Below are 14,901 nucleotides of genomic sequence, written 5' to 3' on the forward strand. Positions count from 1 at the left end.
CGCGGAACCGATTAGCTACTCGACTAATTACAAATCTTGCGGTCGAGGAAGTCGCGGATCAGCGGCGCCATAACGTCGAGCTTGTCTTCAAGAGCGAAATGGCCGCTGTCGAGAATGTGCATCTCGGCGTTCGGAAGATCGCGAAGATATGGGTGCGCGCCGGACTCAGGGAAGATCTTGTCGTTCTTGCCCCATACGATCAGCGTCGGCGGCTGACGATCGCGGAAGTAGGCCTGGAACTGCGGATAAAGTGGTACGTTGCTGCCGTAGTCGCCCAGGAGGTCGAGCTGGATGTCCTTGTTGCCAGGGCGATCAAGCAATGCCTGATCGACGATCCAGTTGTCAGGGCTGATATGCGCCACATCGGCCATGCCGTCGGTATATTGGAATTTCGTGGTTTCGAGTGTGACCAGGCCCGACAATGCCTCCCGACGCTTCGGTGTCTTCTCGGCCCAGTAGGCCTTGATCGGATCCCAGAATGCGGCGAGGCCTTCGGTATAGGCATTGCCATTCTGCACGATCAGGCTTTCGACCCGCTCCGGGTGCTTCAGCGCCAGACGGTAGCCGATCGGTGCACCGTAATCCATGACGTACATGCTGTAGCGGTCGGCTCCGACCTTTTCGGTCAGCTTGTCGACGATGTTGGTCAGGTTCGCGAATGTGTAGGAAAACTTCGTGTGATCCGGTGCGTCGCTTTGGCCATAACCGGGATAGTCCGGTGCGATCACACGGTAACGGTCCGCAAGCAGCGGAATAAGGTTGCGGAACATATGTGACGAGGTCGGAAATCCGTGCAGTAGCAGGAGGACCGGTGCGTCCTTCGGGCCGGCTTCACGGTAGAACACGTTCACACCGTCGATCGTCGTGTGCTTGTACTGGATGACCGGGACAGCCGTCCCGGCGATGACAGCGTTGTTCGGCACGCAGCGGGCTTCGGCCGCCATAGGAGAGATGGCCAAAACAAATGCGACGGTGGCGAGAAGATGTTTTTTCATAATGCTTTCCTTTTTCAGAATTGGGTGCCGATCCACATCAGCGCCTCTGGAAAAAAGGACTAGCATTGCCGGTCATCGAACCCGGGATAAATAAGGGTAAAAAGTTGAACGGTGCGCCGTTGCTGACCCACGTCAAAGCGTTAGAAGCGATTGCCTTGAGCACCAGATACGGGATGCCACCGCATCTCCGATCTCGCTTAAACTAATATTAGCAGGCCGAATTTGATCGATTGGCTCGAATGGTTCCTCGTCTGAGCTACCGCGGGCATCAATCTGAACTTCCATTATTGAACATCACACGGTCGAGTGTTTGGCACGTCGAGAGCTCATACTCGGCGCGCACCCGCGGCGTCTCAGGTCAGAGAGCGGCGATCAATCGAATCTCGACGTCCATTTGGCATGGACGTCTGAACGGACGATCCGCCCTTTGAACTCGACTACAACGTGCGCGTTCTTCCGAATGACCGTAGGAACAGATTAAGCGAGACAGCGACCTTGTCGATGTCGCGAATGTCCTGCGAATATTGACCGGTATAGAGCTTGACAATCATGTTATCGCGAGCTGAGCCACTGAGTTCGAAATGCAGGTGCAGGTAAGAAGCTTGTTTGTCGCCGCTGCGACTTATGCTCCTTCGTCGTTGAGTGACCTGTCTGAGATCCGCTTTGAACGGGGCGAAGCCGGCGAATTTCAGCGTGACCGATTTGGATTGAAATCGGGCCATGCTGGGAACTGCAACGACCGCCTTGTCCAATGCCAAACTTATAACCCGCCCGGAGACATCGTCGACTGTCGCCGCTTCGTCGAGTTTGAACGCGTGAAACAGGCGCCGGGGCTTCTCGAAGCAGATGAGAGACGCAATGAGAAGGACGACGATATTGATACCTGACCAACAGGCGGCGATCGGCGAAAACTGACCTTGTACATGCGACGTTTCCGGCACGATATTGACCAAGAGGCCAAAGACGGTGACCGTGATTAGGCTTGCGATCCAGGCAAAGCTGTAGCGGTCGAACCGGTTCGACTCGTTACCGCTGCCCTTTGGTGTCACTCTGAACGGCTTGCCAAATGGTCTCACCAGGCTGGAGACCACGGTGGGCAACATGCGGAATGTCGCAAAGGTCCCGACCGCGCTGGAAATCACAGGCAGATAGCGCGTAGGCGTGATCCACAGCATAAGCAGAAAATACGCTGCGAGCAGCGGCACCTGATGAGAAACGTAATCGGCGATGTCCGTGAAATAGAGCGGGAGCAGCCCGCACCAGAGATAGACGATCGGCACGAGCAATATCATTAAGCGGACCAGATACTGTACCAGCCATGATATTGGCAGGAACATGATCCGTTGAAAGAGCGTCAATCCGGGGCCGCGCAGCGGGCCATTGTACAAGTAAAGGGTTTGAATACCCCCCTGACACCACCGTTCGCGCTGCACAAAATAGCCGGTCAGATTTTCGGCGGCCAGTCCCATCGACAGCCGCTCATTCAGATAGCGCGTCTTGTAGCCTTTGTTGAGCATCGAAAGAGTTGTTAGCAGGTCTTCTGTGATCGATTCCGTCGGAAACCCGCCTATGGCGTCGATGGCCTTGCGGCGGGCAATCGAGCACGACCCGCAGCAGAAACTGACATCCCAGGCGTCTCGGCTGGGCGCGATCTCATCGAAGAACAAGCGCTGCTCGTCCGGCCAGATATTTTCCAAGCCGAGGTTTGATTGCACCGGATCGACGTTGAAGAAATGTTGAGGTGTCTGGACGATGCCGATGCTTTCATCGCCAAAGAAGGGCAGCGTCCGGCGAAGGAAATGTCGATAGGGAACGAAATCAGCGTCGAAGATTGCAACAAACTCGCCCGAACTGACTTTCAGCCCATTGTTCATATTGCCTGCTTTGGCATGGCTGTTGTCGCCGCGAGTGACGTGGATGGCGTTCTTCCCCTCGCAATAGGCCTTCAGCCAATCCCGGCGTTGATCGTCAAGCACGTACACATTCAATTTGTCGGCCGGATAATCCAGCGAAAGGGCGCCGATGATGGTTCGCTCGAGCACGTCGAGCGGCTCGTTATAGGTGGGAATGAAAACATCGACAGTCGGGAGTTCGCGCTCCTCGCGCGCAAAGAAAACGCGTGCTAGCCTGTCCGCTTCTCCGCTCCGATCAACGTAGCGGCTCATCAATACCAGAAAAAGGACGACCTCGACGCAAGCCAGAATCTCAACGCTAAAGAGGATCCAGACCCAATAGAAACTCGGACCGTCGTTGGGATAGGGAAGCACAGTCTCCGTCAGGCGCCAGACCATGTATCGCAATGCGACTGCCGCGACGAACGCACAGGTCACCGCTCGTGTCCAGGTGTGATGGCGCGACCAATTGAACGGCCCAAGGAAAAAGAAGGCCAGCACGAGAATGGTCGGAACCAGTGCTACAAGATACTGAACCACAGGCTTTTGACCCAATTGGACACGTCTATGCCGTGTTTGGCAAACCGGACCTGCACTGTGCGTCCCACCTGGCAGGAGTTCGCAAAGTCGTCGTTCATGAAAGATGGATCGAGGCGAACCCTTATGCGGGCATTGCGTTGTGTCGACGGCGGCAAACTGGCGGCAAACGAATCGGTCTCGACAGAAGCCGAACTGCCTCTCACAGAAATGACCGTGCCCTTGAAGACATCGCTGCGACCGAACAAGCGGACCTGCGCAACAAGTCCCGGATAGATCTCGTCATAGTCGACCTCGGGAACAAGGATATCCACGAATAGCTCTCGACAGTCGAGAAGGCGCATTAGCTCGTCGTTCAGTACGACGTTGGAGCCGTTGACAATACTTCTGCTCCACACAACGCCGTCGAACGGCGCTGTCGCGGTTGCGGATTCAAGGTTGTCGACGCGGTTTCCCTCTTCGATCAGCTGCTTTTGAACTTCGGTGGCTCGCGTCTCATTTTCCGCAATGCGCGAGTTCAAGTCGTTGATGCGAACGATAACCTCGTCCTCGCGCTGTCGCGAGTAAGGCACATCATTCTGTCCGTCGCCAAAGACAAAGATCCCTTGACGGACCGCATTGAGTCTTTGTTGCAATTGATCGACGGTTAAGTTGCTGATTTCGACCTCGCCGCCGGTCGCAGCTCCGGCGGCGCGCGCGGCCTCAACCAGCTTCTGCGTAAGAATGCCTTTCGACTCGAGCTCCATTCGGCGGTTCAGGTCGACCTGAGCGACGAGATCCTGAGCTTGTGACACCTCGACCTTCTTCTGCAGGATCTCGACTTCGCGTTCAAGATTGGCGATGGTGGTCTGCTTGTAGACTTCCAATCTGGCAGATAGCTCCTCGCGAAGTTGGGAGAGCTCCTCCCGTTCTCTTTTCAGCGCCGCAACGCGGTCGAGCGCCGTGTTGCGATCTGCTTCGAGCGAAGCAAGGATCGCGCGATTGACGCGGCTATTCCTGATTTCTGCGAGAGACTGTCCCCCCTTTGACCGGGCTTCCGACCTTGAGGGGCTCTTCCGCAACCGTTCCGTCGATTGGGGCATTAACGACAGCGAACCGCGCATTGACCGTGCCATCTAGGCTCGTAAATCCGGTGATCGCCGGCAATGAGAGGACAACCACGAGTGCCAGCAGCAGCAGGCCGACAGTGATGCGTGTGATGCGATAGTTCCAGATCATCTTGGCATCCGAAGGTGTCGCTTCAGCAGCCATCTGCACCTGTCGAGCTGGCACAATGGATGCAACCACTTCTTGCATAATCTAACCCATTGAGAATTAATAGACAAGTGATGGTCGTAAACCTGCGGCAGAAAGAGGTCATTCATGAACTAGCGGACAACCGTCAGCGGCGGTCGATATCTCTCGGTGGGATGGCCAGGCGGGAGATGCGTGGGCGCTGAATTTTAGGGTGATGCCGAAAGCGAAGAAGCGACATGCAGCCAACCCCAGGCGCATCAGTCGCCGATGCAGTACCGTCATCGAGCCGGCAAAAGCACCGCTCTTACGCCGCGTTCGCCAGCTCGACGCGGTTACGGCCTGGGGTCTTGGCGCGATAGAGCGCCTTGTCCGCGGCCTCGATCGTCGTCTGAATATTGGTACTGCCTGGTTTGACTGCCACAACGCCGATGCTGACAGTAACCTTGATCGCGGCATTGCCGACAATCAAATTCTCCGCCTCCATCGTATGGCGGATTTTCTCGGCGACGATCGATGCCTCGTACTCTTCCGAATCCGGGGGAAGAATTATGATCTCTTCACCTCCGTAACGGGCGGCGATATCGCTCTTGCGAGCCGTCCGGCGGATGAGGTCAGCGACCTTCGAGAGCACAGTGTCGCCCACGTCGTGCCCCAAGTATCGTTGATCTTCTTGAAGTGGTCGATGTCGAGCAAATTGATGGAAAAAGGTCGCCTGCGATTGCCCGCTTCCACGGCGCAGCGATCTGCCGCCCGCTGAAAGACGCGGCGATTGGCAGCTTCGTCAAAGGATCGACGCTTGCCTCATTCTCAAGCACACGCACCATACGGACGCGCTGCTTTTCTCGCTCGAGCAGATCCGCAAGAAGGACGCAAGAACATTGGCAAGCATGACCGGCGCCGCCGCTCGAAAAGTGCTACAAGGATGACGCTCACCGCGCCACCTGTTGCGCCGACGCCCCCGAGAGCCAAGCGACGGCATAATTTCACTCGCTCATTTAGTTAATGCGTTCTAAGTTTTTTCGTCGCGATCAGCATGACAAGATCTTCTGAGGCGTCTGCGAGCGCCAGCGCCAGTTCCGCTGCCGACCATCCACGCTTCTGCAAATTGACGAGCATTTCCACCATCGCGATTTCGACCGCTCTTCTGCAGCTCGAAATCGGTGTCAATTCAATCTGTTTCTCATCGCATGTGGTGGTCATCGTAGCCTCCGTTCTGCCACAAGAAAGGGCAGCTTCGCATGAAATTCGCTAACCGGTAGAATAGTAAGGGTTGCGTGCAAGGTCGCGTCATTACGCACTGACACAGATGGCGCTACCGCTGCGCGCAACCCCTCGCTCTGCCGTCACCATCGATCGGCGTCAGGAGCGTCTTGCATAATTGAATCCGAGGAAACCTGCATCACCGGCGGCAAGAATTCCGCACGGTGACGGAAGGTTGTATGACGAAAAATCTCGGTCATTGACCGAAGATTGTGCAGAGCATGCACGAATATGACTCAGATGGTTACGACTATACTCCCATGTTCCCGTTTTATATTGAATAACTGTCGCTTCGCGTCCATCGCACCCTTGAAACTACATCGCGCTTGCTCATGAATATTTTGGAATTTCCGAATTTTATTCGGAATTCATCATCGCTTATTTAGATACAGGACCGGGACGCAATTGTCGTTATCCGTGCATCCTGAAAATTATCGTTCCGTACATTTCTGCTCGCAAAAGAACATGATAAATAGCTTATGCACGTGACGTTCAGCCACCTCCTTTTCAGGCGGCAATGCGGAGGTCTCATCCGCCAGAACGATTATTTCCTCTCAATTTCAGCAGCCGGATCGGCTTGTGCGCTGGAGGAATTGGATGGATACGGAGTCCGAACCGGGAGATGACCGCGCCGCTGGACAGAAGTGGCCGGCCCACATGGAGCGACGGCGCTGGCCGCGCGAACCGGCCATGGAGAAGGAGCGCCGCCTGGATATTGCGCCCGCGCTGGTGCCCTTACGTTTCTCCACACAGGATCTGCCACCAAAAGACCAGTTCCAGGCCTGGCGTGCGCATATGGCGCCGCTCGTCGACGTTCACCTGCCGGACGAAAAATCACCCGACGACGGCTTTCTTGCCGAACAGATCGGCTGGCATGTCGGCGACATACTCATCGTCCAGCAGCGCACGCAGGCTCACAGCTATATTCGCGATCAAGCCACGCTGCGATCGAGCCCGATCGACCATTGGAACGTCGGCCTGCTTCACAGCGGCCGGGTCTGGACGGAGGTCAGCCGTCACGTCACGGAGGCCGGTCCCGGCGACGTATTTTTCAGATCCCTCGGTTATCCCCATCGCGGGCGGATGATTGATTCAGTCGCGGTGCTTGTCTTCCTGCCCTATGAATTGTTGGCTGCGAATGCGAGCCTTCTCCAGGGCGCCAACAACACGCTTCTGTCCGGCAGCCTGGCCGAGCTACTCACGACCTATATGACGGATCTTGAAACGAAGTTGAGCAATCTGGCGGCAGGGGAGGTGCCCCGGATCGTGCAAACCATCTCCGACATGGTCGTCGCATGCGCCGTGTCGTCCTCAAGGCCGCAAACTGGTCAGATCCAGACCAGTATGGGAATGATGGAGCGGGCGCACCGCTACATTCACCTCAACCTCCATTCAAACAATTTGACACCTGACATCATGTGCCGTGCCTTGGGCATCTCGCGCACGCGGCTCTACCAATTGTTCGAAGCGAACGGGGGCGTCTCCAACTACATTCGCAAACGTCGATTGCTGCAGGCATATGCGGATCTCAGCAATCCTGCCGACAACAGGCCGATCTCGGAGATTGCGGAAGCGACCGGTTTTGACGCCGCTGCCAATTTTACGCGCGCTTTCAGTCACGAATTCGGGTCCAGCCCCCGTGAGATCCGAAAAAGCGCGGCGACTGAGCGCCCGGCGGTTCCGGCTGCGCGTTCCACACGGATTCATGGGACAACGATCGGCGATTGGCTGACGCCTGCAGGCTGACTCGATGTCAGCTTTGTCTTAACTAAGTCTGAGATCTACCCCCGGGTGCAATTTCTTCAAGTTCGGAAGCGACTTCGACTGCCAGGGATATTCCGAGCTTCCGCGCACCGTGAATTGAACATTCGGCTTGTTGCGAACCTCAATCGTGAGCTTCGCGAGCAGGTTGATTCCGGATGAATTGAGAAATTGTAGACCCGTGAGGTCGATGGTGACGCGATCCGGTTTGGCGTCCAGAATATTCACGACAAGGGAAAAAATGGGCGCGTAGGCCTCCGTGCTGGGCAGCCGCATGATCCCATCGAAGTAGATTTCCGTACCTTCCGACCAGACGCGATATTCTTCTTCCTTGATTTCCATATCGACCTCTCTCATCAATTCGCTGCATCTGGAACTGTGATGGATGCGTAGGTTTCCAGCGGAATTCTGCCGTCTGGCTTGCCTGCTCCAAAAACCCACGCAAAATGAGCGCCATAATCGCTCATGAGGGTCAGAAGTCCGAGACCTGAGCCGGTCACATTTGTGCCAATTGCATTCGCCTCAATTCGCCTGATGAGCAGCTCGCTCGGGTCGCCTATCGTGATTTCCGACAGCAAGTGCTGGAACTGCCGGGATGTTTGCTCATCGACAAGATTGGAGACTTTGGCGCGGAAGACATTGTTCCCAACCGAAGCCTCTATGACAATCTCGCCGGCTGCACGGAATTTTACTGCGTTCTCGACAAGCTCGTTCGTCAGATAGCTGACATTGTGCCTGACCTCCCTGTAGAGGCTGCGGGATGTGCGGTAGCGCAAGGCCACGACCTCGGCGACGAAATCCGACGTAATCGCGCAATGTTTCCAGCCGAGATCGAGGGGGCCCTCAAAAAGGCGTAACCTTGTGACATTTTCGTTTGTTCCAGTCGCCAGATCTTCCAATCCATACAAGGTCGTCATTCGTTCACCTGTGTCTCATAACCACGAGTGTGATATCGTCATGGATCTTCTGCGTGCCGATATGCGCCATCAAATCCTCGATGATCCCGGCCTTGACGTCCTCGGCGCTCAAGCCGTATCGCCGACCGGCGCTTTCGCAAAGCCGCTCGATACCAAAGAGTTCTCCGTTACGATCCTCGGCTTCCGTCACGCCATCCGTATGCAGAACGATTATATCGTCGCGGTCGAAGGACACCTCGCGCGTTGCCACGAAGGACGAAATATCCGGCTCCAGGCCGATCGGCAGGCCGAGGTCAAGCGTATCGATCCGCTCCACCTTTCCGAATTTGCGAACGACGATCAGTTCTTCGTGCTGGCCCGAAAGTGTCAGGCGTCTGCCGTCGTAGTCCAGGAAGGCGAGGGAAAGATGCTTGTTTGTGCTGGTCCTGACGAGGTTCTTATAGATGGCGCGGTTCACCCTGTTCAGAAACTGCGAGGGCTCCATGTCGCCAGCTTCCTGCAATGCCCGCGCAATCGACTGGACCATCAGCATCAAAACACCGCTTTCCAGGCCGTGTCCCGTAACGTCGCCGATGCCGATCTTCAACCGCGTTCCTTCCCTCAGGACATCGTAGTAATCGCCCCCGACCTCGTCTGCCGGACGCATGTAGGCTGCGATCTCCAGATCCGAGATCTCCTCCAATTCGCCGGCTTTGGGAAGAACCATCATCTGGATGCGGCGCGCAACCGCAAGCTCCGCGCCAAGGCGCAGGTTTTCGCTGCGTAACTGTTGGTTCAAAGTGGAGATCTGTAGGTTCGCCTCTTCGATCTCCTTTGTTCTGTCCTCGACGAGCTGCTCGAGATTTTCCGTGTGGAAACTAATCTGTTCCGCCATGCGGTTGAAGGCCGTTCCCGCTTCGCCGACTTCATCATGCGTCGGGATGTCCACCCTGACGGAATAATCCTTGGCCTGAATGCGTTTGGCGGCTTCGGCGAGCGAACTGATGCCCCTGGTGATGCGCTTCGATATGGCAAAAACGGCTGTGATGACAAAGCACAGCGATACGAGGAGTGCCAGAATCTGGTAGATCAGAATCCGATTGGTCGCCTGTGAAATTCCGGCCTGTGCAGCAAAGAGCGAGGCATAAATCTCGCGCTCCGGCACGACGATGCCGAGCAGCATGGCTTCGCGTCTGACAGGGCCGGAAAGCCATAGGTTCGTCGGCCGCAGCTGCTTCAAGACAACGAGATAGGGAACCTTTTCGCCATTTTCATCAAGGCGAATATGCCGCAACAGACCATCTTCGCCCAGCGGTAATTGGGCGACTTCCGGCTGCCGGCTTGCCTTCAGTGAACGGTTTAGGCCCGTGACACCCTCGCCGCCTTGATTATTTGATGCCTGAAGGCCGATGATTTTCTCACCCGTCGGATTGATGGCGACCACGTTGCCGTCCGACATGGCCAGAAATCCGAAGCCGCTGCTGGCAACCTTGACGCTCTCGATGATTCCAGCAAGCTGGTCGAGCGTGATATCGGTTCCGGCGGCGCCTGCGACTTTCGTCCGATCACGGGACCAGAGCGGTTGAAAGAAGCTGACGATGAGCTTTCCCGTGATTGCATCCGTATAAGGGGCCGTCTGCGTGATGTCACTGTCGACCGGGCGCTGCCCTCTGTCCTTGCCCCATTGCTCCCACGACTCATAAAGCCCGGGAAAGAAGAAGGTCCAGAACGCCGCGCTGTTGTGCCCAGGATAGAGCCTGTCGAACGTCTGGGCCTGGGCCGTATAGGGCGTTGTGCGGAAAATCGGACGCTCCATCGGGCCGATATAGTACATCTGAAGCTTCGACAGACCGTCCGACAGGAGACTTGGCGCAACCAGGTCGAGAACTGCACTGGTTTCGATGTCCTTCTCGACCTCCGGCAATGGAAGGTGATCGGATCCCAGGAGATATCCCCAGACGCTGACGACGGAAGGTGAGCCGGGCAGGTTCTGTGCCCATCCTCCGTTCACATCGTAAAAGACCTTGGTGGATCCTGGAGAACCGAGAGCCATCGCCTGGCCAATCCTGGCTTTTCTCGAGGGGTGATCGATCTGGGCCTGAAGAACGCCGGCCAACGTGCTGACATCGGAATGGACCTGGTTGAGGAGCAGGTTGACGTGTTCGGCCGTCGTTTCCGCATAGGAACGGATATAGCCTTGGTTGGCTTCCTCCAAACCTTGGCCGACCTCGGCGGCGGCATCACGCGAGAGCCTTTGCACATTCCAAAGCGCCAGGCCGCCGGTTACCAAAAGGTCGAAGAGTACGGCGCTTCCGACAACGAAGACGAACTTCGCGCGAAACGAGTGCAAGCCAAAAGGTGCGGTCCCTCGAGCGGGTGTGCTCATGACGGTTTGCGTCCGGACGCCGCCCAGATTGGCCAGCCGGCATAGCCCTTGGGATGAAGGGCAGCAAAGATGTGGTCCCTGAAACCCTGCCGGAAGCGTTCTATGAATTCGGGAGGATCCCCGCGCTTGACAGCCATTTGTCCGGCATAGACATTCTCCCAGGCTGCGATAACGTCGGCGAAATCCTGCGGATCTCCATCGAGATTGGTGACCATGAAGGATTCGACGAGAATATCCTCAAAGCCAGCGTCGGTGAGATATCGGCGGCTTTTCGGGCCGAGTTCCACGTCCATTTCGAAGTGGCTGAATAGCTTTGCCACTTCATTATACGTCCATTGAATGCTCTGTGAGCAGGGTTCGCCCAGGCAATGCGAATTCTTCTCGTTTGTTATGTATACCCTCCCGCCCGGCTTGCAGATCCGGAGAAGCTCTTTCAGAAGCACATCCGGCCGGTTGAATATCTGAAGCGAATGACGGCAGGTGACCAGGTCGAACTGGTTGTCTTCGAGCAGCATCTCGGAGGCATCGCCGTAAGTATATTCGATATCGGCAACACTGAAGCTGGCGGCGACCTCGCGCGCATAGGCGAGACTTGCCTGGGAATGGTCGAGCGCCACGATCCGCGTTGGCCGGAACTCTTTTTTGACAAGCATGGCGAAATCACCAATGCCGCAGCAAATATCGGCCATCACGATTCCTGGTCGCATGCCGTGACGGGAAAGGATCGAGCGCTCGTGGCGCCAGGTCATCCTGGTTTGTGTGCGCAATATCGGAATGAAGCTCGTATCCTCGACGAAGCTCTGGCCGGGATAAAACCCGGAATCGTAGACCTCCACCGTTACTCGCGGCTCAATGTTGCTCAGATGTTTGAACATGCGCCCGGTCCAGCCAACGACGCTTGACGTCACGACAACGAAACGAAGATCGGATCTTGTTCGGCAGGTGTCCAGCACGACGCGGGCAAAGGCCTGAAAGGCGGTGTTATTCATCTGAACGAGGCGCTTTACGTTGATGTAAAGAACCCCTCGCACATCATCGATCGCCTCCTTGAGCATGAAAATGCTGGCGGCGATCTCATCGACGGAATGTGGTCGGATCACGCCAGCCAGGACGAATTCCTGGCTGTTGGAGTCGAAGTCTGCAAAGAAGGGTGTTGTGTTCAACGCATGTTTCCTTCAAGCGGCAGGTCGACGACCAATGTGATGCTGGCTGCAGTGGGTTCCTCCAGGTCGAGGCGAGCATCGAAATTGATTGCCAGATCAAGAAGCATGACCTCCCTGTTTGGCGTCTGATCGATTGAAATCGCACTGAGATAACGTGCTATCGCATCTTCCTGTCGGGATCTCGACACCGCCTCGCGATAGAACTCCCGCTGTCCGGCGGGGCAGGTGAAACTGAGCCTCACACGTTCCGTCGCGTCGTATCGATAGACGGCACAGTCGATCAATCCCCGCGCAGATCCACCGCGAAACGATACTTCCAACAATTCATTGAGAGCAAACGAGAAGAGGTTCGAATGGCGGATCGGATCGCTGCGATTGTGGCTGATCATCCGCGCCATGAACGTCGACAGTTGATCGCAATGCTGCCAGTCGGAAAGAAATGTCGCCATGTCCATCTCGAACCGGAGGAGGGGCTTGAAGGCGACTTCCGCTGACTTGTTGCTGGCTGCATGCATACCGTTTCCTCCTCCCATATCCGCTCCGAGGGAGTTTAAAAAACTGATATTCACATTCTCCTTGGATCCAAAGGCGGCGTTCGACCGGAAATCGAGAAGTTTTCAAAGGCGACGGGTGGCATAAGCCTGCCGAGGAACACACCGAGCTCTTCGGCGGGCATCGGCTTGCCGAGGAAATATCCTTGCAGCCGGTCACATTTTGCTTTTTTGAGCCAAGCAGCTTGTTTTGCCGTTTCAACACCCTCGGCAGTGACGCGCATACCGAGCCCGTGAGCGAGGGCGATAATGGATTGAACGATCGTCCGACTCTTGTCGTCGATCTCAAGATCCTTGATGAAATACCGGTCGATCTTAATCGTATCGAAGGGAAAGTTCTTCAGGTAACTCAGCGACGAATAGTAGGTCCCAAAATCGTCGAGCGAAATCTGCACTCCCAGCACCTTTAAGGTATTGAGGGTGTCGAGATTGTTGATTGTGCGCTCCAACAGCACAGACTCAGTGATCTCAAATTCAAGTCGGTCGGCACGGATGCCAACGAGGTCCAGGGTCTGGGCAATGCGATCGGTAAGGCCTGCGTGCAGAAACTCCGCTGGGGAGAGATTGACAGCCACTGTAAAATGGGCCGGCCACGACATCGCTTCACGACAGGCCTGTTCAAGGAGCCATTGACCGATGTCTCTCATCAAACCGTCCGTCTCGGCCATGGGGATGAAGATATTGGGCGGGATGATGCCAACGACTGGATGATGCCATCGCAATAGTGCTTCGAAGCCGACGATCGAAAAAGGAGGTTGTACGAGTGGCTGATATTCGATGAAGAACTGGCCCTCTTTAAGGGCGGTTCGCAGACTGCGGCGCAGCGTCTCCCGCTGTTCCAGAACCATGAGCATGGAGCGGTTAAACTTCCTTGCCCTGTGCCTGCCGTCCTCTTTGGCCGCATAAAGCGCAATATCTGCTGCTTTCATGAGCTGTTCGAATTCGTTTCCATCGGCTGGGGCAACGGCAATCCCGACGCTTGCGCCGACAAAGACATTGATGCCTTCGACCGTGAACGGCTCCCTGAAAGCACCGACGAGCGCTTCTGCCAAGCGCTCCGCCTCCCGAGGCTGGTTGGCTCTGCGCTGGATGACCGCGAACTCGTCACCGGCTAATCGATACGCGATTTCCTGCTCGCCGAGCACGCTCCTTATCCGTTCGGCCGCCATCTTCAGGACGGTATCGCCGGCACCATGGCCCAATGTGTCATTCACAGGCTTAAAGTCATCGAGGTCGATCTGCATGAGGGCGAACTTGACCCCCTTTGATACCGGCAGGGCATCTCGCAATTGATCGCTGAATTGCCGTCGATTTGGCAGTCCGGTCAAAACATCGTGGGTAGCCTGATGAAAAAGAAGCGCACGGTCAGTTTCGGCCTGGCTATAAGTCCCGCGCAAGTTAGCATCGCCGTCCGCCTCGACCACGCCCAAGCCGCTAGAGCTGCGGAAAACTGTGAGCGTACGCTGATCTCCAGTCTTTGCATTTGCGATCTCGACGTTTCGCGGCAATCCACTCGAGAGCACGTGTTCGACCGCAGATTTCGTCGAAGGTGCTAAAAGCTCCGGATAGACATGCCACAAGGTAGCATCGACCAGAGAGTCGACTGCATGCGTCTGCCGATGCCTTGCTGAGCATTCGGTAAGATGAAAGCTCTCGTCATAGAAAGAGACGAGCTCGTCAGTATTGGCAGGGAGATAGGTTTCGACAGAAGCAAGCCGTGTCGCATCGCCATCCGGCATCCGTTCCTCCCCTTTCGTAAACTCCTCTTGGAGACACCCGCTAGTCCGTCTGCACCGGCTTGATTCTGATGTGATTCAGATAACGTCTCTAATTTAGATATTCCGGAATAATGATCGCAGAACGTGTTGCGGTCAATGCCACTCCACTGAAAGATAGTAGTTTTCCCGGTTATGTACTGCCTTGAGCTCGCACGTCGACGGCCCTTGACGACTTTCACATGTATTCGGCGGGCGTCCAAACAGCCGGAATAAGGAATTCTACGACATCTGGAATCTCAGCAGGTCATTCGATTTCGATGATGATAGATTGGCACGTGCAATCGCAGCGACCTTCGAGCGACGCGAAACTCCGCTCCCCACTGAGGTACAGACGCCTTTGCCAAGGGCGAGGAAAAGCAACGGCAATTGCACGCATTGGTGGAGCGCACGCACCCGGCGATTTGCCAGACGTCATCGCGAAGATTGCCACGGTTCCTGATGCCGTT

11 protein-coding genes and 2 pseudogenes are annotated in these 14,901 nt (G+C 55.9%); 2 read left to right on the forward strand and 11 right to left on the reverse strand.

The window, feature by feature from the left end; translation table 11 throughout:
• Nucleotides 1-23: 23 nt before the first annotated feature.
• From FHX08_RS26550 to FHX08_RS26570, 5 genes and pseudogenes are all read right to left on the reverse strand, one after another.
• Entirely contained in the window at nt 24-995 is a 972-nt protein-coding gene (locus FHX08_RS26550) for an alpha/beta fold hydrolase (RefSeq protein ID WP_184327894.1), read from the reverse strand.
• 437 nt (nt 996-1,432) lie between these two features.
• Nucleotides 1,433-3,427, reverse strand: a complete 1,995-nt coding sequence (locus FHX08_RS26555) for a glycosyltransferase (RefSeq protein WP_132657398.1) — start codon at nt 3,425-3,427, stop codon at nt 1,433-1,435.
• Nucleotides 3,409-4,642, reverse strand: a pseudogene (locus FHX08_RS26560) (HlyD family secretion protein). Before FHX08_RS26560 ends, FHX08_RS26555 begins: the two are co-directional and overlap by 19 nt.
• A 322-nt stretch (nt 4,643-4,964) precedes the next feature.
• Nucleotides 4,965-5,392, reverse strand: a pseudogene (locus FHX08_RS26565) (GGDEF domain-containing protein).
• A gap of 267 nt (nt 5,393-5,659) precedes the next feature.
• Nucleotides 5,660-5,860 carry a hypothetical protein gene (locus FHX08_RS26570; RefSeq protein WP_132657394.1) on the reverse strand — a complete coding sequence of 67 codons (201 nt, stop codon included), beginning with the start codon at nt 5,858-5,860 and terminating at the stop codon, nt 5,660-5,662.
• A gap of 657 nt (nt 5,861-6,517) precedes the next feature.
• Between FHX08_RS26570 and FHX08_RS26575 the strand changes: the two genes are divergently transcribed.
• Entirely contained in the window at nt 6,518-7,666 is a 1,149-nt protein-coding gene (locus tag FHX08_RS26575) for a helix-turn-helix domain-containing protein (protein ID WP_132657393.1), read from the forward strand.
• A gap of 18 nt (nt 7,667-7,684) precedes the next feature.
• Here the strand turns inward: FHX08_RS26575 and FHX08_RS26580 are convergent, their stop codons facing one another.
• Genes FHX08_RS26580 through FHX08_RS26605 form a run of 6 tightly spaced genes read right to left on the reverse strand, consistent with a single transcriptional unit; the run spans nt 7,685 to nt 14,416 of the window.
• Nucleotides 7,685-8,023: a slr1659 superfamily regulator gene (locus tag FHX08_RS26580; RefSeq protein ID WP_132657391.1), complete on the reverse strand. Its 339-nt coding sequence runs from the start codon at nt 8,021-8,023 to the stop codon at nt 7,685-7,687.
• A gap of 14 nt (nt 8,024-8,037) precedes the next feature.
• Entirely contained in the window at nt 8,038-8,598 is a 561-nt protein-coding gene (locus FHX08_RS26585) for a slr1658 superfamily regulator (protein ID WP_132657389.1), read from the reverse strand.
• A gap of 4 nt (nt 8,599-8,602) precedes the next feature.
• Complete coding sequence (locus FHX08_RS26590; RefSeq protein ID WP_132657388.1) at nt 8,603-10,963, reverse strand: SpoIIE family protein phosphatase; 2,361 nt, start codon at nt 10,961-10,963, stop codon at nt 8,603-8,605.
• Nucleotides 10,960-12,126 carry a class I SAM-dependent methyltransferase gene (locus FHX08_RS26595; protein WP_184327895.1) on the reverse strand — a complete coding sequence of 389 codons (1,167 nt, stop codon included), beginning with the start codon at nt 12,124-12,126 and terminating at the stop codon, nt 10,960-10,962. The genes FHX08_RS26590 and FHX08_RS26595 overlap by 4 nt, the downstream gene beginning before the upstream one ends.
• Nucleotides 12,123-12,641 carry a ubiquinone biosynthesis methyltransferase UbiE gene (locus FHX08_RS26600; RefSeq protein ID WP_132657556.1) on the reverse strand — a complete coding sequence of 173 codons (519 nt, stop codon included), beginning with the start codon at nt 12,639-12,641 and terminating at the stop codon, nt 12,123-12,125. The genes FHX08_RS26595 and FHX08_RS26600 overlap by 4 nt, the downstream gene beginning before the upstream one ends.
• 50 nt (nt 12,642-12,691) lie before the next feature.
• Nucleotides 12,692-14,416: a putative bifunctional diguanylate cyclase/phosphodiesterase gene (locus FHX08_RS26605; RefSeq protein ID WP_132657384.1), complete on the reverse strand. Its 1,725-nt coding sequence runs from the start codon at nt 14,414-14,416 to the stop codon at nt 12,692-12,694.
• Nucleotides 14,417-14,681: 265 nt separating this feature from the next.
• Between FHX08_RS26605 and FHX08_RS26610 the strand changes: the two genes are divergently transcribed.
• Nucleotides 14,682-14,894 carry a hypothetical protein gene (locus FHX08_RS26610; protein WP_312862207.1) on the forward strand — a complete coding sequence of 71 codons (213 nt, stop codon included), beginning with the start codon at nt 14,682-14,684 and terminating at the stop codon, nt 14,892-14,894.
• Nucleotides 14,895-14,901 lie beyond the last annotated feature (7 nt).

Origin of the sequence: Rhizobium sp. BK529 (assembly GCF_014194105.1) — a bacterium.
Classification (GTDB): domain Bacteria; phylum Pseudomonadota; class Alphaproteobacteria; order Rhizobiales; family Rhizobiaceae; genus Rhizobium.